The sequence below is a fragment of the Salipaludibacillus sp. HK11 genome (assembly GCF_047795645.1).
Lineage (GTDB): Bacteria > Bacillota > Bacilli > Bacillales > Salisediminibacteriaceae > Salipaludibacillus.
The window spans coordinates 2926320-2951698 of record NZ_CP181045.1 but is presented as its reverse complement, the minus strand read 5'-3'; the positions used below and the strand labels follow the sequence as shown (position 1 = coordinate 2951698).

The window sequence follows — 25379 nt, the reverse complement described above, 5'->3', positions numbered from 1 at the left end:
CCTTTACGCCAATCAAATATTGATATTTATCGCAATATTTTAACCCCTCTGATGTTTATCAGAGGGGTTAAAAATGTTATATTGACCTATCTACTTCATCACTTTACACATGTCATTTGTAAACTCAACAGGGTCTTCAAGTGGAAGCCCTTCAATCAAAAGAGCTTGGCTGTACAGAAGATTTGTGTACAGCTTGAGCTTTTCTTTGTCAGTACCAAACGATTGTTTTAATGATTGAAAAACATCGTGATTTTGATTAATTTCAAGAACTTTATCTGCTCTGACATTCTGGTTATCAGGCATTTGCTGAAGGATCTTTTCCATTTCAATCGTGACTTCACCTTCAGTTGTAAGGCAAACAGGGTGTGATTTTAACCTTTTCGACATACGCACATCTTTGATTTTATCTCCAAGAATCGTTTTCATTTCGCTAAACAGATCTTTGTTTTCATCGGCGATTTTTTCATCTTCTTCGGTCTTCTCATCATCTGAATCAATGCCTAAATCTCCGCTTGAAACAGATTTGAATTCTTTCTCTTTATAGTCTCGCATCGTTTTAATCGCAAATTCATCGACATCTTCTGTAAAGTAGAGAATTTCATACCCTTTGTCAGATACCATTTCTGTTTGTGGAAGTTTTTCGATACGATCGTACGATTCACCCGTTGCATAATAAATATACTTTTGATCTTCAGGCATTCTCTCGACGTAGTCAGCAAGTGTGACAAGTTTCTTCTCGGATGAAGAGTAGAACATTAACAGATCTTGAAGATCGTCTTTGTTGGCACCAAAATCAGTGTAGATTCCGTATTTTAATTGGCGACCAAATGATTCGTAGAACTTAATGTAATTGTCTCGGTCGTCTTTTAACAACGATTGCAACTGGGACTTAATTTTAGATTTAATGTTTTTTGCAATCATTTTTAACTGGCGGTCGTGTTGAAGAATTTCCCTGGAAATGTTTAACGATAAGTCTTCTGAATCGACCATTCCTTTGACAAAACTGAAGTAGTCTGGCAATAAATCAGAGCACTTGTCCATAATTAAAACGCCGCTAGAATAAAGTTCAAGGCCTTTTTCGAACTCTTTTGAATAGAAATCGAACGGCATCGTTTCAGGGATGAAAAGAATCGCATTGTAGCGAATTGTTCCATCGACATTAATGTGGATATGTTTTAGTGGCTTATCGAAGCCATAACGCTTTTCGTTGTAAAAGTTTACGTAATTTTCATCAGTTAATTCCGATTTATTCTTTTTCCAAATAGGAACCATACTATTAACTGTTTGCTCTTCTGTAACTTCTTCGGTTTCGTTGTCTTCACTATCCTCTTTCGGTTTGTGTACTGTCACATCCATTTTTATCGGATAACGGATGAAATCAGAGTATTTTTTTATAATTGATTTTAATTCATTTATATCTAAAAACTCGTCATAAGATTCTTCTTCAACGTTATCTTTTAATTGAATGATAATTGTTGTTCCGACTGCATCTTTCTCAGTTGGTTCGATCGTATATCCGTCAGTTCCATTTGATTCCCAACGATAGGCTTCTTCGTTTCCGAATGCCTTACTTAAAACGGTAACGGAGTCAGCGACCATGAATGCAGAGTAAAAACCGACGCCAAATTGACCAATAATATCATGTCCATCTTTTGCGTCATTTTCTTTTTTGAACGCTAGTGAACCACTCTCGGCAATTGTGCCTAAATTTTTCTCAAGCTCAGCTTGCGTCATCCCGATTCCGGTATCGACAATAGTAAGTGTGCGCTTCTCCTGATCAGTGCTCACTTTAATGTAAAAATCCGCACTGTCAAAGTTAACCGAATCATCCGTTAACGCTTTGTAATACATTTTGTCAATGGCATCACTCGCGTTGGAGATTAGTTCTCTAATAAATATTTCTTTTTGCGAGTAGATCGAATTGACCATCATTTCTAAGAGCCGTTTCGATTCTGCTTTAAATTCTTTCTTAGCCATCTTCATTACTCCTTTTTGTTTAAAATAAGTTGTCTTTTAGCACTCTCTATATTAGAGTGCTAATCCTATATTAATTTTACTTATTTTATCTGTGATGTCAACAGTGAGGGCTAGAGAAAAGCAGATTCTTCATAATAAGAGAAGAATGATGAAAATCGTTAGTAATATCGTGCTAATATTTGAATTTAATATCATTGAAATAATTATCGAGTTGAACGAATCCTTACTACAGTTTGGCCTCGATTTGAGACATCATCGGTTTGTGGGAGGTCAGAAGTACATTTTGGACAACGAAGTGCTCTTAAGGGAATATCAGAAAAACATACGGGACAAGTTTTAATTTTTGTTGATTCTATCGACGATTTTCGTAGTTTAACCATTTGAATGATAACCAAGTATGAAGCAAATGCAATGATGATAAAGTGAATAATCGTTTCAATGAAGGTGCCATAATTTACTGTGACAGCTCCAGCGGCTTGAGCTTCCATTAACGTGTTGTAATGGCCGCCAGATAAATTGATGTAAAGGTTAGAAAAATCAACTTTTCCTAGCAAAAGACCGAGTGGAGGCATGAGGATATCAGATACGAACGAGGTGACAATGCTAGCAAAAGCGGCGCCTATAATTAAACCAATTCCTAAATCTACAACAGTTCCTCTTATTGCATAATCTTTGAAACCTTGAAAAAAACTCATAATTAGAAAATCCTCTCATCAATTTTGGTTATTCATTAAATATTTGCATAGATATTGTTGTTTTTATAAAAAACTTAAAGAAGTGAAAAACGATATAGCGTTGGCGACGGAAAATGTTTACTTGCACCAAACCCTAATTATAAATGCATATATTTTATCTTACAGTCTATGAAATTAAACATTATAAATATGTCAAATACAGAAAATGAAGGCATTAAGATAGAAGATTGCAATGTTATTGAAAGATTTTTTAAACTTATTAGGAATATATGAGAGCTTTATTTCGCAATATAAGTGAAATTAATGCATATTTAAAGGGGAATTAATAAATTTTGAGATTTTACAATAAAATACTTGATTAATGACTAATGATAGTTTTATAATAAAAGCATACCTTATCCGTATAAGTTAACTGGATTTAAGAGGGGAATATTCGTATGTTTTGAATTTCCTACAAGGTATAATATTTTAAAAGGAGGAACTGCTTTAATCATCAATATTGTAAACGGTTTCACCACAGGAAAAAATATAAGGGGGATTAATGAATATGAAAAAAGTATTATTAGTATTTTTAACGGCAATCATTGTAAGCGTTTTAATGGCGTGCGGTAATAATGAGACGGCAGGTAATAATAATGAAAACAACAACAACAATAGTGAAAATGATGAGGTAACTTCTGATGGAAATGACTACAAAGTAGGTTTGGCGATGCCGACTCAATCATCTGAAAGATGGGTAAGAGATGGCGATAACATGAAGGCAGAGTTTGAAGCCTTAGGTTATGAAGTTGATATGCAATTTGGAGAAGATGTCGTAGAAAATCAAGTTGCACAAATTGAAAATATGATTACGCAAGGTGCTGACTTACTTGTTATTGCTTCGATAGATGGAGAAGCACTTACAAGTGTACTAGAAATGGCAGAAGCTTCAGATGTACCCGTTGTTGCATATGATCGTTTAATAATGAACAGTGATCACGTCAGTTATTATGCAACGTTTGATAATTTCCAAGTAGGTGTTTTACAAGGAGAATATATTGAAGATCAACTAGGTTTAGCAGATGGTGAAGGTCCCTTTAATATAGAATTATTTGGTGGTTCCCCGGATGACAATAATGCATACTTTTTCTGGGACGGTGCAATGTCAATTCTTCAGCCGTATATCGATGAAGGGCAATTAGTTGTTCAAAGCGGGCAAACGGAATTTGCTGACGGTGCAACATTAAGATGGGATGGTTCGTTAGCGCAAGACCGTATGGATAATCTTTTGAGTGCTCATTATTCTGATGAGGATATCGATGTTGTTTACTCTCCATTTGATGGTATTAGTCGTGGAGCGATTTCATCACTAACAGCAGTAGGGTACGGTAGTGATGACAAACCTATGCCGATTATCACAGGTCAGGATGCGGAAGAAGCATCTGTAAAATACATCATTTCAGGAGAACAGACACAGACAATCTTTAAAGATACAAGAGAATTAGCTAAACAGGCAGTAAACATGGGTGACTCTATTTTACAAGGTGGAGAGCCAGAAATTAATGATACGGAAACTTATGACAACGGAGCAAAAGTTGTTCCTTCGTATTTATTAGCACCTGTATCTGTAGATATTGATAACTATGAGGAAATTTTAGTCGATAGTGGCTATTACTCTGAAGACGATCTTGAGTAAAAGATAGACAAAGATGCTTCAGTTATTAAGATCTAGCTGAGGCATCTTTTATTCTTTAATGATGTACTTTGTTTCAGAAAAATTTATAGATCATTTATTTATGATGGTATTAAAGGTGATAAATAAACGAGAAAAGGTTTAAGTTACAAATACAGAGGGATTTTAACCGCTGTTATAAACTTTTTACTCGTTTATTTTCCTTTTGAAAGGTGTGACATGGATGATTAATTTCATTTTGGAGATGAAGAGTATAACGAAGACATTCCCAGGTGTAAAGGCGTTAGATGATGTAAATTTAGAAATAAAAAAAGGTGAAATTCATGCGTTGATTGGTGAAAATGGAGCTGGGAAATCCACTTTGATGAAAGTGTTAAGTGGTGTTCATCCATTCGGAACATATGAAGGCGAAATTCATTACAATGGAGCTATGTGTGAATTCAAGGATATAAATGAAAGTGAAGCGAAGAAAATTGTCATCATTCATCAAGAACTTGCTTTAATCCCAGAGCTTTCTATTGCTGAAAATATTTTTTTAGGGAATGAACAAGCGTCAAGAGGAATTGTCAATTGGAATGCCACCATTGTGAAGACAAGAGAACTATTAGCTAAGGTTGGTTTGAAACTAGATCCTCAACAACAGATAAAAAATATAGGAGTAGGTCAACAACAATTAGTGGAAATTGCAAAAGCACTTTCTAAAGATGTCGAATTGCTCATTTTAGATGAACCGACCGCTTCGCTAAATGAAGAAGATAGCGCAAATCTACTAAAGCTATTAAAAGGATTTCAAACTGAAGGTATGACATCCATTATCATTTCGCATAAGCTAAAAGAGCTTTTAAAGGTTTCTGATCGTTTAACAATTCTTAGAGATGGGCAAACGATTCAAACAATGTCAATAATAGAAGATGAAGTCACGGAAGGGCGCATTATTAAAGGAATGGTTGGAAGAGAGCTAGAGAACTTGTATCCGAAAAGAAATGCTACGATAGGAGATACCTATTTTGAAGTAAAAAACTGGTCGGCAGATCACCCATTGAATACGAGTAAAAAACTTCTTGATAACATCAATATTAATGTAAAAAAAGGAGAAGTCGTAGGTATTGCTGGGCTCATGGGGGCTGGTAGAACAGAATTTGCTATGAGCGTATTTGGCAAATCGTATGGTAAAAATATAACAGGTGAGGTCCTTAAAGATGGCAAAGTGATCGATGTGAAAACAGTCGATAAAGCAATTGAAAATGGCTTGGCATATGTATCGGAAGATAGAAAGGAATATGGATTAATATTAATAGATAGTGTTAGAAAAAACTTAACGTTATCAAACTTACAATCCGTATCGCATAAGAATATTCTCAATTTAAATGATGAAGTGAAAACGGCTGAATCTTTAAAAGAACAAATGAATATTAAGACACCGACAATTGAACAGAGTACTGGAAACTTAAGTGGTGGAAATCAACAGAAAGTTGTATTGGGTAAATGGATAAATACAGAACCAGATATATTAATTCTCGATGAGCCAACTAGGGGGATTGACGTTGGAGCAAAATTTGAAATTTATAAAATCATCAATCAATTAGCTGAAAGTGGAAAAAGTATCATTATTATCTCTTCTGAATTACCGGAAATATTAGGTATTTGTGATAGAGTATATACACTTAATGAAGGAAGAATAACAGGCGAATTATCCATAGAAGAGGCTGATCAAGAAAAACTAATGACGTATATGACTGAAAGTTGGGGGTCAAAATAAATGGATACATTAAAAAATCTTTTAGGCAGCAATGTGAGAAAGTTCGGTATGATTATAGCTTTAGTGGGTATAGCGTTATTATTTCAAATCTTAACTAATGGGTCATTACTAACACCATTGAATTTAACGAATATCATTATGCAAAATAGTTACATTATTGTTCTAGCAATAGGAATGATGATTATCATCATTACCGGGGAAATCGATTTATCTGTAGGTTCTGTAGCAGCCTTTGTTGGTGCAATTTCAGGGGTTCTACTCGCGACACTTGACTTACCAGTGACACTCGGGATTATTCTTTGTCTTTTACTCGGAGCGTTAATAGGTGCTTGGCAAGGGTTCTGGGTTGCTTATGTTAAAATCCCTTCTTTTGTTGTTACGTTAGCAGGAATGCTTCTATTTAGAGGGTTAACATTAGTTGTATTGCAAGGGCGAACTCTTGCGCCATTACCGGATGAATTTAGAATCATGAGCTCAGCATTTTTACCTGATATATCTATGGGTGGTGAGCTGAGATTACTGACGATAATAATCGGGATCATCGCATCCGTGTTGTATATACTATTTGAATTAAGACAAAGAAAAGTGGCCAGATCATATAACTTTAAAACAGCATCGTATGGATTATTTTTAACTAAATTAGCTTTGTTAATCGTAGTAATTAATTCATTCACTTATGTATTAGCATTATATCAAGGGCTTCCAGTTGTCTTAATCATTCTTATCGCTCTTGTTATAGGGTATACCTTCGTTATGAATAATACGATTCTAGGAAGACATATTTACGCAGTTGGCGGAAATATGAATGCGGCTCAATTATCAGGTGTAAGAACGAAAAAAATGAAATTTTTAGCTTTTGTTAATATGGGGGTTTTAGCAGCATTAGCTGGGTTGATATTTACCGCAAGATTAAATGCTGCAACGCCTCAAGCTGGAACATTATTTGAATTAGATGCAATTGCAGCAGCAGTTATCGGTGGAGCTTCCTTTACTGGTGGTGTCGGTACGATTTTTGGAGCCGTTATTGGAGCCCTCGTTATGGGTGTCCTAAACAATGGAATGTCATTAATGGGTATCGGGACTGACTGGCAACAAGCAATTAAAGGTCTTGTACTTTTAGGGGCAGTAGCATTTGATGTTATAAATAAAAATAAAGGTAAATAATTCCGGTGTATTTTCTCAAACAATTCGAATGAAATGGAATGCCATTTCATTCGAATTGTGGTAATATTACTTATACGTATGAGCTATTGAAGTTTGGAGTGTGTGTGGTGAGTACAAAATATAATCATGTAAAAGAAAAAATAAAATCTAAAATCTTGGAAGGTTTCTTTGAACCTCATGAAAAAATAGGCTCGGAAAGTGATTTAATGGCAGAGCATAAAGTAAGTCGGCATACGGTTCGAAAAGCAATTGACAACTTAGCAAATGAAGGTTGGCTGTATAAAAAACAAGGTGCGGGTACATTTTGTGCGGACAGAACCCTAGATAAAGAGCCATCTATGGGAGCAGTTAAAAATATTGCTGTTATTACGACTTATTTTTCTGATTATATATTTCCTACAATTATCCGAGGCGCTGAAGGTTATTTAAGTGAGAACGGATATCAAGTAACTGTGTTCAGTACGAATAACAATATCGAACAAGAACGACGATGTTTGGAGACGATATTATCTCAAAAATTTTACGGTTTGATTGTCGAGCCGACAAAAAGTGCTTTACCAAATCCGAATATTAATTATTATTTAAATATAGAACGGTTAGGTATACCTTATGTGATGATTAATGCTTATTACGAGGAACTAGAACCAATTCATTTGATAATGGATGATGTAGAAGGTGGTTTTCAGCAAACAAATCACCTAATTGAACTAGGACATCAGCATATTCTTGGATTTTTCAAAAATGATGATATCCAAGGAACAAAGAGAATGAAAGGGTTTATACAAGCCCATCGAAAATCTGGTCTTCCTGTTAGTCCGCAAAATATTATTACTTACACAACAGAAACAAAGAATACGACTCCAATAGAAGAATTACTATTAAAGATGAAGAAAAAAGAACAGATTCCGACTGCTATTGTTTGCTATAACGATCAACTTGCGCTGAATTTACTCAATGTGCTAAGAGATTTAGAAATATCAGTACCTGAACAAATTTCCTTGGTAGGTTTCGATGACTCATTTCTCTCAGTAGCTTCTGAAGTGAAGTTAACAACGATTAAACATCCTCAGGTTAAGATGGGAGAGGATGCGGCAAAAACTATTTTAAAGTTGATAAAGCAAAAATATGAATCATCTGAAAATGGGGTTGTTCCTTCTATTAAATATTGCCCTAAACTTGTAGTAAGAAAATCGACAAAAGAACAAGAAAAAATTGAATTAAATTAAAAGATGCGGAGCCTGAAAATGAGGCTTCGTTTGTTTTGTTCAATAAACGAGTAATAAGCCGTCGAATTATTGAGAAGATATTGTATATGAATTTTCGTGGAGATTTCTCTCAATAATTCAATTAGTCACAGTAAATGGCATAACTTGAGAAAACACCTCCATAGTCCTTCTGTACCTGTTCTATTTGGTGGAACCTGTGACAAATGACGGGTGAGTAACCGCTTATTTTGTCGAGGCCTTAAATATGGTATAAAAAGAGAGACAATAATTTTACTAATCGGTTATATTAGGAGGATTTAAATGGAAATTATTATGATCATTTTGTTGTTATTAACTGCGGTAGCGATAATGGCTGTGTCATTTATTAAAAAAGATGAGCATCCGGAGGTGGATAGAAAGATTGAGAATTTTTCTATAAGTTTAATGAAGGAAATCTATCAATTGACTAAGAAAGTTGATAGTTTAGAAAATGAAGTGTTTCAGAATGAGGAAGAAAAATCTTTTTCTGAAGCTTTTTCTGAAAAAGATTCGCAGTCAAACCAAATTATGAAAATGAATCAAGATGGGTTTTCCACAGAAGAGATTGCAAAAGTATTAGCTATGGCCGTGGAAGATGTAGAAGCTCATCTAACCGATTTTCGTGAAAAAAGTGAGGTTGTTAGCGGATGAGAAGATCAGATTTGCGAAGTTTAGCTGGTGGAATAACCGTCGCAACATTAGTGCTATCTCCGTTTGTCCTTTTTGGAAGTGAAGAGGGTAAAGCTGAAGAGAATGGTGTTGAGGTCGAAGAAGAGTCAATTGAAGACATAGAAGTAACGGAAGAAGATGTACAAACATATATTGAATCTGAGGGATTATTCATCGTTTCAGCAGATGAATATGACTCCTTATATGAATTCGCTGATTATGAAGAAATTAATAGTGAATTGGAACAGGTAAAAGAAGAGCTGGCGGAAAATAAGGAATCCCTAAAGGTAGCAGAAGACGAAGCAGAGGAAGCACAAGAGGCGTTAGAAGCAGCAGAAGACGAGTCCGGATCGACATCATCTGAAGCTGATACTGTTTATCAACTTTATTTAGTGGTTGGCTCAGGAATGAGTAGTGGAGAAATTGCAAATATTCTTGAAGATTCTAATATTATTGATGACGCTGGAGATTTTCGGCAGTATATAGATGATGAAGATCTCGTCATGCATATTAGAATAGGTAATTATCAACTTGATAGTTCCATGTCGGTGAGAGAAATAGCTGAGATAATAACGTAGTTAAAGTTACTGAGTATCCCAAGTTTTTAATAAATACAAAAGGATTTGTAAACCAGCCTAAAAACCACTTCTCTAATTATTATTAGAGAAGTGGTTTTTGCATTGTAACTGATGTATTAGTCATGATGAGTACGAAAGTTCCAGAAAAAATAACTATTGGATAGACGTACATCTTGGTTTTAGTTAGTCCATAGTAGTAGGCCTCCCCATAATACTAAATGAAGGTTCTTTTTCAACTACTAAAACTTCCACTTTTTTTTCTGACTTAACTTCTTCTGCTCCAACGACTCCAGTTCCAACAGTCATCATTGCAATCAGACTAAGGGCAATCAATAATTTTTTCAATTAATTCACCTCCCTAAATTAGTAATCTTCTAAAATTGATAAAAATATATCAACAACATCAGGATGATATTTTATCCCGCGAAGTTGCTTTATCTCAGTAAGGGCACTCTTATTTGATCTTCCTTTTTTATATACTCGGTCGCTTGTAATTGCGTCAAAAGAATCAACGAGACCTATAATAGCAGACTCAATATTTATTTGATCATTTTTGAGAGATAAAGGGTAACCACTTCCGTCATAACGTTCATGGTGCTGTTCTACAACATCGGCAGCTAAAATAAGATGTGGAATGTTTGTTTTGCGTAAGATTTCAGCTCCAAATCGAGTATGTTCCTTCATTATTTTCCATTCATCATTTGTCAGTTTGTCTGGTTTTAACAATATGGATTCAGGTACTTTCGTTTTACCGATATCATGCAAAAGTGCACCAAAATAAAGTTTATGTAATGATTCGGAATTCAGTTGCATTTTCTCCCCAACAAGCATTGAAAGATCTTTGATTCGTTTACAATGTTCGGCTGTATAGCCGTCTTTTTTCTCAATTTCAACTGCAAGTAGTTCCATTTTTTTAGTTGCGCCACTGTAATGGTGATACATAGGGCCAGAACAAACGTATAAAAATTCTGAATCTTCTATTGCAGTAAATACGAGATATTCACTAACTGGTTGTCCAGCAATAAAATCGCCAGGTTCAAGTAAGTACTCTTTCTCCGTTGTGTGCATAGTCATTTTTCCTGATAAAAGATAAATAGATTCTAAAATGTTTGTCTGATCATCTTCTGGTGTGATTCCCCATCTTCCACCTTTGATTAATTGGTGATGTATTATCTCTGTGCCATCATGTGAGCTCAAAAGAGATGTAAAAGCTTTTCGAGATCTAGTAGATTCAATAGATTCTCCTTTTTTTAAAATAAGCAAAGGAGATTTTGATGGTTTATGAGAACTCATTGTTGTACCTCCGACATAGCGTTTCGAGACTTACCCTTATTATAAGGTAAATTGGTAAGATTTGTCGAACTTAAATGATAATATAACTTAAATGAGCATTATGAATCAGGACTATTATTGTTAATTTTGTGAATATTAGATTTATTACTAGAATTTTCGTTGAAAAAACGACATATTCTTATTTTTATCAAAAATTCTTCTCTGCTATAATGGCAAAGAATACATATTAATGATGAATAGTAGGAGAGGATAGCATGAACTTGCCGAATGTAGAAGAAACAATTGTACTCATTAAAAAACTTGTAGAAATTCCGAGTCCCTCTGGTAATACAGAAAAGGTTATCTCTTTTGTGGAGGAGTATCTAGCTGATTTTGATGTGCAGACGAAACGAAACCGAAAAGGTGGTCTTATCGTAACGATTCCAGGAAAAGAGACAACGAAGCATAGGATGCTAACTGCACACGTTGATACACTTGGAGCGATGGTCAAGGAAATTAAGCCGAGTGGGCGGTTGAAGTTGGATCTGATAGGGGGATTCAAATTCAATGCAATTGAAGGCGAGTATTGTCAAATTGAAACTTCTTCAGGGAAAACATTTAATGGGACAATTTTAATGCACCAGACATCTGTTCATGTTTATAAGGATGCGGGAAGTGCGGAGCGCAATCAAGCAAATATGGAAGTACGGATTGATGAAAAAGTATCAACTGCTGAGCAGGTAAGAGAACTAGGTATTGAAGTGGGCGATTTCGTGTCGTTGGATCCTCGTGTTCAAGTGTTGGATAGCGGGTATATTAAATCACGTCATCTCGATGACAAAGCTAGTGTGGCGATTTTGCTGCAATTGATTAACAATGTTGTGAAGGAAAAAATTGAGCTACCATATACGACTCATTTCCTTATCTCTAATAATGAAGAAATAGGATATGGAGGCAATTCGAATGTGACAGCTGAGACGGTTGAATATCTCGCTGTTGATATGGGGGCAATGGGGGATGGACAGTTGACGGATGAATATACTGCATCAATTTGTGTCAAGGATGCAAGTGGACCATATCATTTCGGACTTCGAAAAAATCTCGTAAAGCTCGCTGAAGAATATGGTGTAGGTTATAAGTTAGACATATACCCTTACTACGGATCAGATGCTTCGGCAGCGATTCGAGCAGGAAATGATATTGTTCATGGTCTCATTGGACCTGGTATAGACTCCTCACATGCATATGAGCGAACGCATAAGGATTCAATTGAAGAAACAACGAAATTATTATGGCATTATTTACAAGCTGACATGGTGGAGTAAAAAGGGAATTAGTGTAAAGGACTGAGGGTTTTAGTTTTAGAAATACTATAAAAAGCAAAAATACGAATTTTTGCACACGTATTTTATCCGACAATCCACCACTTAAACTTTTAAGTGGTGGATTGTATGTTGCAATTTTCTAACTTCCTTAGGTAAGAATAGATTGGAGGGGAATATTGTAAGTAGTTCAAGGACGAGTAATAATCAATTAACAACTCAAGAATAGAGGAGTTTTTTTTCTTGGTAGGATGCGTACGGGTATTATTATCTATTACAAACTGAAACACTTTATGGTTATATTTAAATTCATCAATTTCAGGTAAAATGAATGCCCGAATACCAGGAGACACATACGTCTTTTTTCGCAAAGCAGCTAAATGAATCCCATCTTTTTGTTGTTTTTTTTCATAATCAAAAATAATCCCATCACCTTCCACTAGCAGATCAGAAACTGCAATCAAAGAGATAGGTCCCCTCAAGACAAAAATGACTGTACATTCGATCCATTTAAGTATTTCGATTTCTTTTCGTTCAGTTGTACTTTCTACTGGATAGGAATTAAGGTAGACATAATGAATCGAAGGCTCTTTTGCCATCGATGATAGAAAATGACGCAGATTACGTGTAATAATTTACACCTCCTATATAATTGTAATTAATTTATCTTAGCTATAATGATTAGGTTTGAGTCTGTCTATTCTATATAATACCACTTTAGAACTAATTTTTCCATTAAAAACAGTTGAATTTAATAGGTCTTTTATATTATTAAACTAATTCTTTTTGATTCGGAAAACAGGATGTTAGAGTTAAAAAACATAAAACCTTCTGCATATAGATGCAGAAGGTTTTCAGAAAGAATTTAATTATGCGACTTGTTTATTAGCTAATGGTGTTAACTTATCTTTAAAAATGACAGTGCGGATATATGGAATCACCCATCGGTCGCCACCAAATTTACCTGCATTGTATCCAGCAGCAAGAATAAAGATTGTGAGCAACACGAGCCATGGATTAGAAGAAACCGTACCGGCGAACATAAAAGCAAAATTCATCATAATACCAAAGAATGCGGCTGCTGTTGTTAATACGCCGACAATCAAGCCAAGTCCAACGAGTAATTCTCCCCATGCGACCATGAAACTAAAAACATCGGCACTTGGTAAAGCGAAATTTTCAATAAATGCATGATACGTTGGGTACTGTTCAATGACCGCTTCGTTGTTAACAACACCATTTAAATAACCACTTGCATCAAAACCACCTGTTACTTTTCCCCAGCCAGCAGTAAGCCACTGCCATCCAATATATACTCTTAAAATTGTTAAAACTCCGGCTGCAATCTTGTTATTTCGTAAGAATTCCATAAACATGATTCATTCCTCCTCAGAAATGTAAGTTTTTTATAGAGAGTTGGTTGATCACTTGTATCAAAAAAAATGAATGCTGGTTGTTTTTGTATACTTTAAGAATGTTTAACTTCGCAAAAGGATTGAAGTATAAGATAAAATAATGTGTGTGATCACTAACTAACTTTCTATAGTCTTAGTATAATATGGATTCCTCGACCGTGATCGTTGTAACTGTGAACAGTTCGTTGCAATCTAATGACCAATTTGTGAACAGGTGAACATTTGAAGAGAGTTAGGATGATAGCTACCACGTTTGATTTTGATATCATTAGCAAGGTTTTCTTTATCGTTAGAAAAAGTATATAATCATAGAAGTAAAACGCTTAATATTAAAATGAACGAACTAACGAAATAGTGAGAAAAAATTGATTATTGCTGTTGTTTTTTGGTATGATAGATAACATTATCGGTATTTCCTACTTGTTTATTGCGAGTGGGACAAGCTATGTCAACGTTTACGTAGGTTGTTCCAATTATAATCTCATCATTTAATGGTGAAGATGAAGCCGAAGTATAAAAAAATTAATGAATATGATCAAAGACTTTACTTTAATTAAGTTGTTGTTATATCTAATGTAGGAAGTTTACTAAAGACAACGTTCTGGCTTAAGGAAACTTTAAAAGTACAGATTTTTGGTCATAAACAGAGATGTTAGCTGAAAGATAAAACTCTGACATTTGATTAGGAGGATGATTTTATGATAGACACAAAAGATGCTAATGCACAATTACGAACAGATGTGAAAAAGCTAGGGAATATTTTAGGTGATGTGCTTATTGAGCATGGAGGAAAAGACTTATTTAATAAGGTGGAAGAAATACGAGAAACGACAAAAGGATTACGGGTTGATTTCCAAGAAGAGTCATATCAAGAGCTGAAAGAAAAAATCAGTAACTTGAAATCGCCGCAACGTCAAGACGTTATCCGAGCATTCTCTACATACTTTCATCTCGTCAATATAGCAGAACAAAATCATCGGATTCGCCGTTCTCGTGACTATCGATTAAGAGAAGATGGGGAAGTGCAGCCGATTTCGATTGAAAGTGCAGTGAAATCCGTGAAAGAGGATAACCATCCTAATGAAGTAATTCAAGAGATCTTAGACGATTTGTCAATTGAATTAATTATGACTGCTCATCCGACTGAGGCGACAAAACGAACAGTATTAGAAATTCAAAAACGTATTTCGCAAATTCTTCAGGATCTAGATAATCCTCTAATTACTAAAAAAGAGCGAAAAAATTATGAAGAGAGCTTGGCAAATGAAGTTACGGCAATTTGGCAGACGGATGAACTCCGTCATCGTAAACCAACTGTGATAGATGAAGTTAAAAATGGACTTTACTACTTTGATCAAACATTGTTTGATGTTTTGCCTGCTGTTCATCAAGAGTTAGAGGAACAGCTTGATGACTACTATCCAGGGCATCAATGGAAAGTGCCAAACTTTTTATTCTTCGGTTCATGGATCGGTGGAGACCGTGATGGAAATCCATTTGTTACATCTGATGTGACATGGGAAACGCTGAAATTGCAACGCGAATTAGCCTTGAAAAAATATGAAGAGTCACTTATTGATTTGATGCGAAGATTTAGTCAATCTACTGAACGGGTAAAGATTGATGAAGAGCTAGTGAATTCACTAGATGGAGACGAGAAAACGTACTTGAAAAAAGGAGAAAAATGGCCAGTAGCTTCTGAGGCGTACCGCAGAAAGTTTGCAATTATTCTTAATCGTATTCGCCAAGTAGGGAAAACAAAAGCAGGCTACCAGGATTCAGAGGAGCTTCTAAGTGACTTGCTCTTAATTAAAAATAGTGTTGAAAAACATCAGCTAAAAGGACAAAAACTTAAGAAGTTGGCAAAACTAACTCGTCAAGTGCAACTATTTGGATTTCACTTAGCGACGTTAGATGTTCGAAACCACAGTGGAGAACATGAAACAGCGGTTGCTGAAATGCTTAAGGTTGTTGGTATCTCAAAGGATTACGCACAACTATCTGAAGAAGAGAAATTGGACGTTTTACAAAAAGTACTGAAAGATCCGCGTCCATTAATGCTGCATAATGAAGATTATTCAAAAGAATCACAAGATATTTTTGATGTTTTTAGGACAATCAAAAAGGCTCACGAGGAATTTGGTACTCGCTCAATTGAAGTGTACTTGGTAAGTATGACGCAATCCTCGAGTGATCTGTTGGAAGTTCTCGTCTTGGCGAAAGAAGCGGGGATCTATCGATTACATGCGGATGGTACAGTAGAAAGTGGTTTGCATGTCGCGCCATTATTGGAAACTGTTGATGATTTAATTGCTGGGCCAAAAATTATGAAAACATTGTTTGATATGGACATTTACCGTCATCATATTCGTGAGCGTGGAGACCATCAGGAGATCATGCTCGGTTACTCTGATGGAAGTAAAGATGGAGGGACGTTAACAGCGAATTGGAAATTGTTCAAAGCGCAACAGGAAATCCATGACACTGCTCGTGAATTTAATATTGGGTTGAAATTTTTCCATGGACGTGGCGGTTCTCTTGGACGTGGAGGTGGACCTCTCAATCGTAGTATCGTTTCTCAACCGGCAGAAACATTAGGTGACGGGGTGAAAATCACGGAGCAAGGTGAAGTTCTATCATCTAGATATATGTTAGAAGATATTGCTTTCCGTAACTTAGAGCAAGCTGCTTCAGCTTTACTTTCTTCCTCATCGAAAGTTCATAGCAAGTCTGAGAAAGTAACTGGATTGAAAGATGGATGGGAAAAAGCGATGGAAGAAATCTCTCAGCATTCCTTAGAGAAATATCAATCACTTGTTTTCGGTGATAAAGATTTCTTGACGTATTTTAAACAGACAACGCCTTTAAATGAGCTTCGTGAACTAAATATTGGTTCACGACCGATGAGTCGTAAAAACAGTGAAGCGTTTGAAGATTTACGCGCAATTCCATGGGTGTTCGCTTGGACTCAGTGCCGACAGAACTTGCCTGCTTGGTATGCAGCCGGAACAGGTTTATCAGCTTTTGCATCTAAAGGTGACGAAGAATTAGCAATGTTGCAAGAAATGTATGAAGTTTGGCCTTTCTTTGAGTCAACTGTAAATAACTTGCAAATGGCGTTAATGAAAGCTGACTTGCACACGGCAAAGGAATATGTTGATTTAGTAGAGGATAAAAAAATCGGAGAACGTATTTTTGCAGATATTTCTGAGGAATATGAGCGAACAAAAGACGTTTTACTGAAAATTTCTAAAAGTGAAGAACTGTTAGATCACACACCAAATATTCGAGAGTCTGTGCATCGACGTAACCCTTATGTGGATCCGTTAAACTATTTGCAAGTCGACTTGATTCAAAAAATGCGGGAGTCTGATGATAAGAAATCTGAAGAATTGTTAACGGAAGTCTTATTGACGATAAGTGGTGTTGCCGCAGGTCTTGTTAATACTGGTTGATCATTTTTCTCAATTGAATACTTTAGTGTTGAATGAATATAGCTACAAACAGAATCGTTTAAGGTCCTTGGAAGTTCAATCTTCCGAGGGCTTTTTTTATACATGGGATACTTAGAGTAAGAAGAAGGAAGGGAGTGTCGAGAAAGAGGGTAAGGGATCCAAGTGGACTAGTTTCACTCCTAACTGAACGTTCTCTCAGCTAAGTAGGGAACGAATCGACTAGATTCACTCCCAACAGACGTATCTCCAGCAAGGTAGGGTTCGAAAGTCTCTCTCGACTTCACTCCTTAGGTAAAAATAACCCCCAATTCATCTCTTCTGTAAAAAATTCATATTATTACTCCACGAAACCCACACACCAATGGAAAATCAACGCTACCCATATAAAAATGACCTTTTGCATCCAATCAATCATTTATCAAACCCTAAGTAAAGGTTTATAACCATATAAAATGAATAATAACTCTCAAATTAAGTACATAATATTCATGAACACATCGAATCTTCAACTCTTCGTAGATTAAATTAACACTTTAGTTTATCTTATTTATGACATTTATCTTTCATACTTTTTCAAAAAATTTATATAATCAAAAAAAGAAAGAAAATTCAGTTAGTAAAAAGGAGGGAACGAGGGATAAAAATAAAATAGATAAAGGAGGGTACAAACCATGGTAGACAATATGCCAATTATTATTACGTTTATTGTTTATTTAGTTGGGATGCTGGCTTTAGGTGTCATCGCATATAGACTTACTACGAATTTATCGGATTATGTTTTGGGAGGAAGACGATTAGGGGCAGGGGTAGCTGCGTTATCTGCCGGTGCTTCTGACATGAGCAGTTGGTTAATTTTAGGATTACCTGGTGCTTTGTATGCTAGTGGTCTCGTTGAAGCATGGATTGCTATAGGTCTTGCTATTGGTGCGATTATAAACTGGCAATTTGTTGCAGGTAGGTTACGTTCTTATACAGAAGTTGCTAATGATTCGATAACGTTACCGGATTTCTTTGAAAATCGGTTTCAAGACAAATCCAAGTCTTTACGAGTTGTTTCAGCTATATTAATTTTAGCATTTTTTACTTTTTATACTTCCGCCGGGCTTGTAGGTGGAGCGGTACTGTTTGAAAGTAGTTTCGGTTTGGATCAGCAAGTGGCTTTATGGGTAGGTGCCATTGTCATTATTAGTTATACTTTTTTAGGTGGTTTTCTTGCTGTTAGTTGGACAGATTTTGTGCAAGGTATTCTAATGTTCCTTGCGTTAATTGTCATTCCAGTTGTGGCAATAATGGATCTTGGTGGCGTCGGACAAACGTTTGATCAAATTCGCAGCATAGATCCAGAGAATCTCAACATTATGAGCGGTGCTGGCTTCATTGGAACGATCTCCTTATTAGGGTGGGGGCTTGGTTACTTTGGGCAGCCACATATTATCGTCCGTTTTATGGCGATTCGTTCGATGAAAGAACTTCCTAAAGCAAAAGTAATTGGGATATCTTGGGTAGTTCTTTCTATGTTTGGTGCTGTAATGACAGGTTTAGTAGGGATTGCCTACTTTGCTGGGCAGCCTTTAGAAAACTCAGAAACCGTTTTTCTAGAGTTTACTCAAGTGTTATTTCATCCGGTAGTAGCCGGAATTCTTTTGGCTGCTGTATTGGCTGCGATTATGAGTACGATTGACTCTCAGTTACTCGTATCGTCATCGGCATTAGCCGAGGATTTCTATAAAGGGATGATCCGCAAAAATGCTCAGCAAAAAGAACTAGTCCTCGTAGGACGTTTCGGTGTGCTTGCGATTGCTCTTATTGCTTTGTTATTAGCGCAGAATCCTGACAGTACTGTCCTAGAATTAGTTAGTTACGCATGGGCAGGTCTCGGAGCTACCTTTGGACCACTCGTTCTTTTCTCGCTTTTCTGGAGACGAATGACGCGGAATGGTGCCCTAGCAGGAATGTTATCAGGTGGACTGACAGTTATTTTGTGGATTTTTATTAAAACAGATACAGGTTTCTTCTCTTTATATGAACTTGTTGTTGGATTTGTCGTTTCATCTATTTGTATTATCATATTTAGTAAAATTGGTCCGCCTCCATCAAAAGAAATCGAAGTTGACTTTGATAAGGCAAGAGACATGGACAAAAGAAAGGTATAATTAATATTTAAATGAAGCAGTTCTAGCTTTTTTCTTCCATTACTACAGTTCATCGTAAGAATTGGTAGACCTTGTCGTGCTCTGTACGACAAGGTCTTTAAAAACCGTTCTTGGAATTCATTCCAGGAACGGTTTTTATGGGAATTTGGAGAAGTCAGCTGAATGTAGTTCATTAAGGAGCTTAGTATCCGGTTATTAAATATTTACAAATAATTACTCAAATATTAATAGAGTGATAGACCTATACGATTTTTTTCTGTAAGATAAATGAAGAATACTTTGTAAAGTTAGTGTTTACTCGGTAGAGTGCATGTGATAGAACGACACTCTAACTCACTCAAACTATTACTACGGTGTTTATAAGGCGTCAATGCCTTTATAATACAGGAGGGGTTACATGCACCCGGATGAAAAACAACATAAAAAAATATTATTTCTTTCGCTTTTGGGAGCGGGTATCTTGATTATTACGATGCTCTATCAGTCTCGGGAGATTTTGTTCGACAATGAAATAGAGATGGAAGATGAAGTATATGTCGGAATCTTAACTTCTGATCAGATTATTGACCAGAGTTGGGGGAGCCTTGCTTACAAAGGGCAATTGGAGATAGAAGGTAAATTCCCTGTTAAAACGAAATTAAAAAGTGACTTGAATTCTACTGTTTTGATGAAGGAAGCGACGATTGACTTGATAGAAGATGGAGCCCGGTTAATTATTGGTCACGGAAGAGAATTCTCTGAGACATTTACAGAGATTGCTTTAACTCATCCTCATATAACTTTTGTAACCATTCACGGCTCCTCAACGTATCATAATCAAGCTGTTTATACGTTTAATCAAGGGGAGATAGATTATTTTGCTGCGCTAGCAGCAACATTAAAGTCAAAGACACAGAAAATAGCGATTATTGATGCAATTGATGAAAGGGAAATTTTCCCACAATTTGAAAAGGGAATAAATCATTATGCCCCCAAAGCGCAATTATTCTATGAAGTTGTTAATAGTCGAAATGACGGAGATAAAGCGGTGGAGATCATGGAAGACTTGATTGCCAGTGGAGTTGACGTGGTTTATTCGAAAGGGAATGCTTTCAATCAGGATGTGATTGATTATGCGAAAAAGGAAGATATCTATGTGATCGGATACATGGAAGATCAATCATATATGGCTAAAGACCACGTATTAACAAGCGTTTTAAATAATGTATCTAACGCATATATTGCGATATTGCGTGATTTTTTTAGTGAAGAAGGTATCTCTCCTGGAACGACGATTTTGAATGAAACTGATGAAGTTTATGGACTTGCTCCACTAGGCACAATGTTCTCAAAAGAAGAAAAAAAGTACGTTTATCGGGAAATGGAAAAATTTAAGCAGGGTGAATTTGTATTTTAACGTTGTTAGGGTGCAAATGCAGGTTTATTGGGAGGTAGAAGAGCGATGAAGGTTTTTTTCACAAAGATGACATTTCGAAGTAAAATTTTTTCCGCTCTTCTACTTACAACCGTTTTGTTTAGCAGTTTCTCATTTGTACTTATTCAATCAATGGATGAGATGAATCAAGTAAGTGATGACTTGAGTAATCGAAATATTCCTGAGCTGATTTGGCTAACACAATGGGAAGAAAACTTAACTGTAAAAGAATATATGGTAGAAACAGCAATTCAATCAGATTTTTGCTGTCAATTTATTGATAGATATGATGCATATCAGATCCAAATGGATAAGCAATTGACTAAAGACTATGACGAAGCTCCACCTGAAGTTGAAGATTTAAAAAGAGAGATGGATCTTTTGGATTTCATGATAACTAATGACGTTAGAGGGCTGATAAACTTTGAAAGTGAACAAGCAGCTGTGCGAATTATTGAAGAACAATATTTGCCTCAATTAAACGAACTACGTCTTGACTTACGTGCGGAAAGGGAAGGTTTACTGTCCTCACTTGAGGGCCACTCGACACGCCTTTCCAATATTATAAAAGAATCAATGTGGTTATTATTAATGTTGACGTCCATTTCAATAGTGTTGGCGATTGTGGCATCTTATCGTATAAGTAAAGGTTTGACTAAGCCAATTGAAAAAATAAGAAATAGACTTGGTCATATTGCCAAAGGGCAATACGGTTTATCCGTCGAAGAAGTGGACCAAATCGAGCTTAAGTCGTTAACAACATCAATTAATCAAATGTCATCACGTTTAAAAGACTCTTTCGAAACGATAAATGATGATAAGATATATCGAGAACAAATATTAAATTCATTACCTATTGGGATAGTTACTCTTGATGAAAAACAAGGTGATATAGCTTTAAACAATGCGGCAAAAAAACTACTGGTTAATAGTGATGGAAAGATAAAAACGCTTCAAGGTGACCCTTATGGCGAATCAAATCATGACTTCTGGAATGCTTTTTCTTCAAATGAAATTTTCCGTAACGTGAAACTCACTTTTCAAACAGAAGAGAAATATAGGTCTTTACTTGTATCGCAATCTCAATTAATTAATCGTGAAAAAGTAGAAATCGGACAAGTTTTTTATTTCGTCGATATTACAAAGACGGAAGAGTTAGCAAAGAAAATGCAGCATACAGAAAAACTGGCGCTTGTTGGAGAATTGTCTGCAGGAGCTGCTCATGAAATTCGTAATCCTCTAGCAGTCATAGACGGCTTCCTGTCTCTTATGAATCAATCTTTGTCAAATGAGCAAAAAGAGCAATTTCGCATTCCACTATTATTAAAAGAAATAGACCGTATAAATACGATCATTGAAGAAATGTTGCTGTTGACGAAACCAAGTGTTCCCAATCTTAAATTAACATACTTACAAGACATTATAGATGATATTTTGCCATTAATTCAGCGCACAATTAGTAATCAATCAATATCATTCACGATTCAATTGAATTCAACACCGCTGTTTGTAGATGGAGAGCAAATGAAACAAGTGCTACATAATCTCATTCGTAATAGTACTGAGGCTCTGGATGGAAAAGGTGATATATCAATTACTTCTTATACTAAAGGTGAAATGTGCCAGATTTTTTTAGAAGATAATGGACCAGGAATTTCTGAGCAGATGAAAAAGCAGATATTTAATCCGTTCTTAACAACAAAAGAAAATGGCACTGGATTGGGGTTGACGATCGCCCAACGAATCCTTGATAATCATGAAGGTAAATTGGAATTAGTATCGTCGTCTGAACGAGGAACGTGCTTTTTAATAGAAGTACCTATTGTATTGGGGGAGAAATAATGGTTTGTCAAACAAACAGATATACTCCTGACAAAAACTGACCATACTACTATCAGAAAATAGTGCGTGAGAAAGGTTCTGTTCTACAATGTTAATAGAATTACTTATACTAGTCAGTATTTTTTTTATCGGGAGTTTTATACAAGGTGTAAGTGGTTTTGGGTTTGGCCTTATTGCAATGAGTTTCTTACCTCTTTTATTTACGGTAAAGGAGAGTACTCTTCTTGTCGTCGCTCTCGCGTTCGTATTATCGGTTAGTATAGCAGTCCAAATGTTTCGCCATATTCAATGGAAAGCAATTATTATTTTATTAAGTGCAGCTTTATTAGGACGAATTTGTGCATTTTTTATCCTTGATCAGCATGGGGACAATGACATATTAAAAGTTCTACTTGGTATTTTTTTAATCGCTGTAGTTGTTTATTTCTTTAAAAGCAAGCGACCAGATGTAAATCGAGTAACAAATCGAACGTGGTTACCAGCTTTGCTTGGTTTAGGTGGTGGACTAGTTGGAGGAGTATTTGCCGTAGGTGGGCCCTTTTTTGTATTTTATATGCTACTGATTTTCAGTAATGACAAATATGCATACAGTGCAAATTTGCAAGTTAGCTTTGTTATGACGAGTCTTACTACGATTCTTTTACATGGAATAAATGGTGATTTCAATGTCGATTTTTTCGTTTATTTTTTAGTAGGTGTTATAAGTGTGCTAGTTGGATCACGTATTGGCGTTCTCTTCTTCAAGCGAATCTCTCAAGAAAATATCAAAAAGTTAGCAGCTGTCGTAGTGGCAGTTGCTGCGATTAATCTTATTCTGTTTGGGTAGTAAAATGGACAAGGATTGTATTCTGTTCAACTACTGTTATAATGAGTTTTGATTCCCAAAATAGTACATATTAGGCAATCATCAGAAGGGTGGTTACTCCATGGTAGATACGTTACATAATTTATTTACTGTCAGCATCCAAAAAAATCAGAATGACACCTATACTTTTGTAGGTTTAGTGAATGTAGAAGATTTACCTGAAGGAACTGTTTTAGAGTTAAATGTAAAAGAAATTTCAGGATTTTTAAAGAGGATCGTTAGCACTACTTTGGATGAATTTCGTTATTTTGCAATGGAAGATATTCCCTTAACAAATGATGATTTTCTCCATCTTTATCTCAAGCTATCTGAAACCGATATAATCGAGAAAATTGAATTTATAGAAGAATAAATAGGTAAATTTGTACTACTTTTTAGGAACAGGAATCGTAAGAGCTTTTAGTTTTGATACTCACTCATTTCTCAAGGAATGTAAAACGAAAATGGCGCTTATATCATAGTTATATTTGTGGAAATAAGAGAATAGTAGTGAAAAAGCCTAATTTTTACTGTATAATTTCTTTGTACATAGAATTTATTTATAATTATTTACAATGTAAAAGGAGAACAAAATGAACAAATATCTCGTAGCTAGTATTATAGCGTTATCTATACTTGTTATCATTTTTGGACGATATCAGTATGAGCAAAAACTTTCAGATATTACCACTTCTGCTCAACAGATGCTTGCAGATCAAGTTGATAATTTCTCTGAAGAACCAGAAGAAATAAATCAGGAAATTATCGTAGAACCGTCTGAAGATCCTGAATTAAATAGCGAAGAGGGCGATAGTAGCTCAGAAGTAGAGTTGGATGTGTTGTTAGAAGATACGCCTTCAAGTTTAGCTGACCGAATAGAAGCGCGGTTAACAGCAAACGAAACTATCACGATTTTAGCATTTGGCTCCGAATCACTAACAGATTCACAGAATGAAGGTTTGGTTCCGTGGCCAGAGTTATTCATGGAAAAAATTAATGAAGCTTTTTCTACTGACTTATTTGTCGTCGAAACAATGTCTGTTGGTGAAATGACATCGTTAGACATGGTTCTACAAGGAGTTGATCAAGAAGTAGCAGAAAAAAATGCTGACATATTCTTGATTGAGCCATTAATGTGGAATGATAATGGAAATGTGATTATTGATCATTCATCTGATCATCTTACTACATTAATGAACAGTATTTCGGAAGAAAACGATGAAGCAGTTATCGTTATTAATCCATCACAACCTGCGTATGAAACAGTTAATTATCCAGATCAAATGGAGTCTTTACGTAGTTTATCAATTGAAAACAATTATCTATTCGTTGATCATTGGAGTGACTGGCCAGGTATTTACGAAGAAGACCTGCTAGAGTATGTAGATGAAAATGATCACAGAATGCCAACTCAAATGGGCCATGAACAATGGAGTGAAAGCATCTTATCTTATTTTGTAAATTAAAAAAGAACCCAGGGTCCTGGGTTCTTTTTCTCGTCTTATGTAGTTTCAGAGGGTTTAAGTTGTGATGTAGAGGTTGACGTGTCTTTACCATCTGAAAAATTCATTTTCTTTGCGGAATATCCTTTAAAACAACTTGGACATTGGAAAGGAAAAGAGTTTCCTTTTTTCACTGCTGCATTTCTGATGTCAGGAGAGTGACTACCATACGTATCTTGAGCAAGTTGGTTCCACTTAGAAACTAGTTCAACGGATTTACAGTTTGGACATTCTACATAAGAAGCGTGCAATATTCTCTTTTGTCTTGCTGATTTCCAAAGCAACAAATCACCACCGATATTTAAATTAGTTCTACAGTATACTATATAGAATAATGTAATTATGTGAAATACTATTGCGAATTAGTGAATAAAAGACTAGTTTAAATAATTCCGTTTAGGA

21 protein-coding genes are annotated in these 25379 nt (G+C 35.6%); 14 read left to right on the top strand and 7 right to left on the bottom strand.

Translation table 11 applies throughout. From position 1 onward, the window contains the following. Positions 1-90: 90 nt before the first annotated feature. Together htpG and mscL are read right to left on the bottom strand one after the other, a co-directional pair. Entirely contained in the window at positions 91-1977 is a 1887-nt protein-coding gene (gene htpG, locus ACM26V_RS14225; protein ID WP_416147377.1) for a molecular chaperone HtpG, read from the bottom strand. A 203-nt stretch (positions 1978-2180) separates the two neighbouring features. After that, positions 2181-2672 carry a large conductance mechanosensitive channel protein MscL gene (gene mscL / locus ACM26V_RS14220; RefSeq protein ID WP_416147376.1) on the bottom strand — a complete coding sequence of 164 codons (492 nt, stop codon included), beginning with the start codon at positions 2670-2672 and terminating at the stop codon, positions 2181-2183. A 547-nt stretch (positions 2673-3219) separates the two neighbouring features. Between mscL and chvE the strand changes: the two genes are divergently transcribed. From chvE to ACM26V_RS14190, 6 genes are all read left to right on the top strand, one after another. Next, complete coding sequence (gene chvE, locus ACM26V_RS14215; RefSeq protein ID WP_416147375.1) at positions 3220-4347, top strand: multiple monosaccharide ABC transporter substrate-binding protein; 1128 nt, start codon at positions 3220-3222, stop codon at positions 4345-4347. Positions 4348-4567: 220 nt separating this feature from the next. Next, positions 4568-6103 carry a multiple monosaccharide ABC transporter ATP-binding protein gene (mmsA, locus tag ACM26V_RS14210; RefSeq protein WP_416147374.1) on the top strand — a complete coding sequence of 512 codons (1536 nt, stop codon included), beginning with the start codon at positions 4568-4570 and terminating at the stop codon, positions 6101-6103. After that, positions 6104-7267 (top strand): multiple monosaccharide ABC transporter permease, encoded by a 1164-nt coding sequence (gene mmsB / locus ACM26V_RS14205; RefSeq protein ID WP_416147373.1) that lies wholly within the window; start codon positions 6104-6106, stop codon positions 7265-7267. A gap of 107 nt (positions 7268-7374) precedes the next feature. Continuing rightward, positions 7375-8493 carry a GntR family transcriptional regulator gene (locus ACM26V_RS14200; RefSeq protein WP_416147372.1) on the top strand — a complete coding sequence of 373 codons (1119 nt, stop codon included), beginning with the start codon at positions 7375-7377 and terminating at the stop codon, positions 8491-8493. Positions 8494-8793: 300 nt separating this feature from the next. Further along, positions 8794-9162: a hypothetical protein gene (locus ACM26V_RS14195; protein ID WP_416147371.1), complete on the top strand. Its 369-nt coding sequence runs from the start codon at positions 8794-8796 to the stop codon at positions 9160-9162. Continuing rightward, positions 9159-9758, top strand: a complete 600-nt coding sequence (locus ACM26V_RS14190; protein WP_416147370.1) for a hypothetical protein — start codon at positions 9159-9161, stop codon at positions 9756-9758. The genes ACM26V_RS14195 and ACM26V_RS14190 overlap by 4 nt, the downstream gene beginning before the upstream one ends. Before the next feature lie 183 nt (positions 9759-9941). On the opposite strand, the gene ACM26V_RS14185 is transcribed toward ACM26V_RS14190, so the two are convergent. Then, the gene (locus ACM26V_RS14185) at positions 9942-10103 is read right to left on the bottom strand and encodes a hypothetical protein (RefSeq protein ID WP_416147369.1); all 162 of its coding nucleotides are present in this window, start codon (positions 10101-10103) and stop codon (positions 9942-9944) included. A gap of 18 nt (positions 10104-10121) precedes the next feature. Continuing rightward, a complete protein-coding gene (locus ACM26V_RS14180) occupies positions 10122-11051 on the bottom strand; it encodes an HD domain-containing phosphohydrolase (protein ID WP_416147368.1) in 930 nt (309 codons plus the stop codon). 254 nt (positions 11052-11305) lie between these two features. Here ACM26V_RS14180 and ACM26V_RS14175 point away from each other — a divergent pair, with 254 nt between their 5' ends. Continuing rightward, entirely contained in the window at positions 11306-12355 is a 1050-nt protein-coding gene (locus tag ACM26V_RS14175; protein ID WP_416147367.1) for a M42 family metallopeptidase, read from the top strand. Between the two features lie 110 nt (positions 12356-12465). On the opposite strand, the gene ACM26V_RS14170 is transcribed toward ACM26V_RS14175, so the two are convergent. Beyond that, positions 12466-12951 (bottom strand): hypothetical protein, encoded by a 486-nt coding sequence (locus tag ACM26V_RS14170; RefSeq protein ID WP_416147366.1) that lies wholly within the window; start codon positions 12949-12951, stop codon positions 12466-12468. 270 nt (positions 12952-13221) lie between these two features. Then, the gene (locus ACM26V_RS14165) at positions 13222-13728 is read right to left on the bottom strand and encodes a DoxX family protein (protein WP_416147364.1); all 507 of its coding nucleotides are present in this window, start codon (positions 13726-13728) and stop codon (positions 13222-13224) included. A gap of 737 nt (positions 13729-14465) precedes the next feature. Between ACM26V_RS14165 and ppc the strand changes: the two genes are divergently transcribed. From ppc to ACM26V_RS14130, 7 genes are all read left to right on the top strand, one after another. Continuing rightward, positions 14466-17222: a phosphoenolpyruvate carboxylase gene (gene ppc, locus ACM26V_RS14160; RefSeq protein WP_416147363.1), complete on the top strand. Its 2757-nt coding sequence runs from the start codon at positions 14466-14468 to the stop codon at positions 17220-17222. A gap of 671 nt (positions 17223-17893) precedes the next feature. Continuing rightward, the gene (gene putP, locus ACM26V_RS14155) at positions 17894-19375 is read left to right on the top strand and encodes a sodium/proline symporter PutP (RefSeq protein ID WP_416147362.1); all 1482 of its coding nucleotides are present in this window, start codon (positions 17894-17896) and stop codon (positions 19373-19375) included. 397 nt (positions 19376-19772) lie between these two features. After that, on the top strand, positions 19773-20771 hold the full coding sequence (locus ACM26V_RS14150; RefSeq protein WP_416147361.1) for a BMP family ABC transporter substrate-binding protein: 999 nt from the start codon (positions 19773-19775) through the stop codon (positions 20769-20771). A gap of 45 nt (positions 20772-20816) precedes the next feature. Beyond that, positions 20817-22631, top strand: a complete 1815-nt coding sequence (locus ACM26V_RS14145) for an ATP-binding protein (RefSeq protein ID WP_416147360.1) — start codon at positions 20817-20819, stop codon at positions 22629-22631. Between the two features lie 88 nt (positions 22632-22719). Further along, positions 22720-23457: a sulfite exporter TauE/SafE family protein gene (locus ACM26V_RS14140; RefSeq protein WP_416147359.1), complete on the top strand. Its 738-nt coding sequence runs from the start codon at positions 22720-22722 to the stop codon at positions 23455-23457. Positions 23458-23557: 100 nt separating this feature from the next. Then, the gene (locus ACM26V_RS14135) at positions 23558-23848 is read left to right on the top strand and encodes a hypothetical protein (protein WP_416147358.1); all 291 of its coding nucleotides are present in this window, start codon (positions 23558-23560) and stop codon (positions 23846-23848) included. A 220-nt stretch (positions 23849-24068) separates the two neighbouring features. Beyond that, positions 24069-24941, top strand: a complete 873-nt coding sequence (locus ACM26V_RS14130; RefSeq protein WP_416147357.1) for a hypothetical protein — start codon at positions 24069-24071, stop codon at positions 24939-24941. A 35-nt stretch (positions 24942-24976) separates the two neighbouring features. Here ACM26V_RS14130 and ACM26V_RS14125 read toward each other — a convergent pair whose 3' ends face one another. After that, positions 24977-25261, bottom strand: a complete 285-nt coding sequence (locus ACM26V_RS14125) for a hypothetical protein (RefSeq protein ID WP_416147356.1) — start codon at positions 25259-25261, stop codon at positions 24977-24979. Positions 25262-25379: the final 118 nt, after the last annotated feature.

Bases quoted from the DNA above. Each gene is read 5' to 3' on its own strand.
- ACM26V_RS14150 (WP_416147361.1), top strand. From the start codon at position 19,773: ATGCACCCGGATGAAAAACAACATAAAAAAATATTATTTCTTTCGCTT.
- ACM26V_RS14135 (WP_416147358.1), top strand. From the start codon at position 23,558: ATGGTAGATACGTTACATAATTTATTTACTGTCAGCATCCAAAAAAAT.
- ACM26V_RS14140 (WP_416147359.1), top strand. From the start codon at position 22,720: ATGTTAATAGAATTACTTATACTAGTCAGTATTTTTTTTATCGGGAGT.
- mmsB (WP_416147373.1), top strand. From the start codon at position 6,104: ATGGATACATTAAAAAATCTTTTAGGCAGCAATGTGAGAAAGTTCGGT.
- ACM26V_RS14180 (WP_416147368.1), bottom strand. From the start codon at position 11,051: ATGAGTTCTCATAAACCATCAAAATCTCCTTTGCTTATTTTAAAAAAA.
- mscL (WP_416147376.1), bottom strand. From the start codon at position 2,672: ATGAGTTTTTTTCAAGGTTTCAAAGATTATGCAATAAGAGGAACTGTT.
- ACM26V_RS14145 (WP_416147360.1), top strand. From the start codon at position 20,817: ATGAAGGTTTTTTTCACAAAGATGACATTTCGAAGTAAAATTTTTTCC.
- putP (WP_416147362.1), top strand. From the start codon at position 17,894: ATGGTAGACAATATGCCAATTATTATTACGTTTATTGTTTATTTAGTT.
- ACM26V_RS14130 (WP_416147357.1), top strand. From the start codon at position 24,069: ATGAACAAATATCTCGTAGCTAGTATTATAGCGTTATCTATACTTGTT.
- ACM26V_RS14170 (WP_416147366.1), bottom strand. From the start codon at position 12,951: ATGGCAAAAGAGCCTTCGATTCATTATGTCTACCTTAATTCCTATCCA.
- ACM26V_RS14195 (WP_416147371.1), top strand. From the start codon at position 8,794: ATGGAAATTATTATGATCATTTTGTTGTTATTAACTGCGGTAGCGATA.
- chvE (WP_416147375.1), top strand. From the start codon at position 3,220: ATGAAAAAAGTATTATTAGTATTTTTAACGGCAATCATTGTAAGCGTT.
- ACM26V_RS14165 (WP_416147364.1), bottom strand. From the start codon at position 13,728: ATGTTTATGGAATTCTTACGAAATAACAAGATTGCAGCCGGAGTTTTA.
- mmsA (WP_416147374.1), top strand. From the start codon at position 4,568: ATGATTAATTTCATTTTGGAGATGAAGAGTATAACGAAGACATTCCCA.
- htpG (WP_416147377.1), bottom strand. From the start codon at position 1,977: ATGGCTAAGAAAGAATTTAAAGCAGAATCGAAACGGCTCTTAGAAATG.
- ACM26V_RS14175 (WP_416147367.1), top strand. From the start codon at position 11,306: ATGAACTTGCCGAATGTAGAAGAAACAATTGTACTCATTAAAAAACTT.
- ACM26V_RS14190 (WP_416147370.1), top strand. From the start codon at position 9,159: ATGAGAAGATCAGATTTGCGAAGTTTAGCTGGTGGAATAACCGTCGCA.
- ppc (WP_416147363.1), top strand. From the start codon at position 14,466: ATGATAGACACAAAAGATGCTAATGCACAATTACGAACAGATGTGAAA.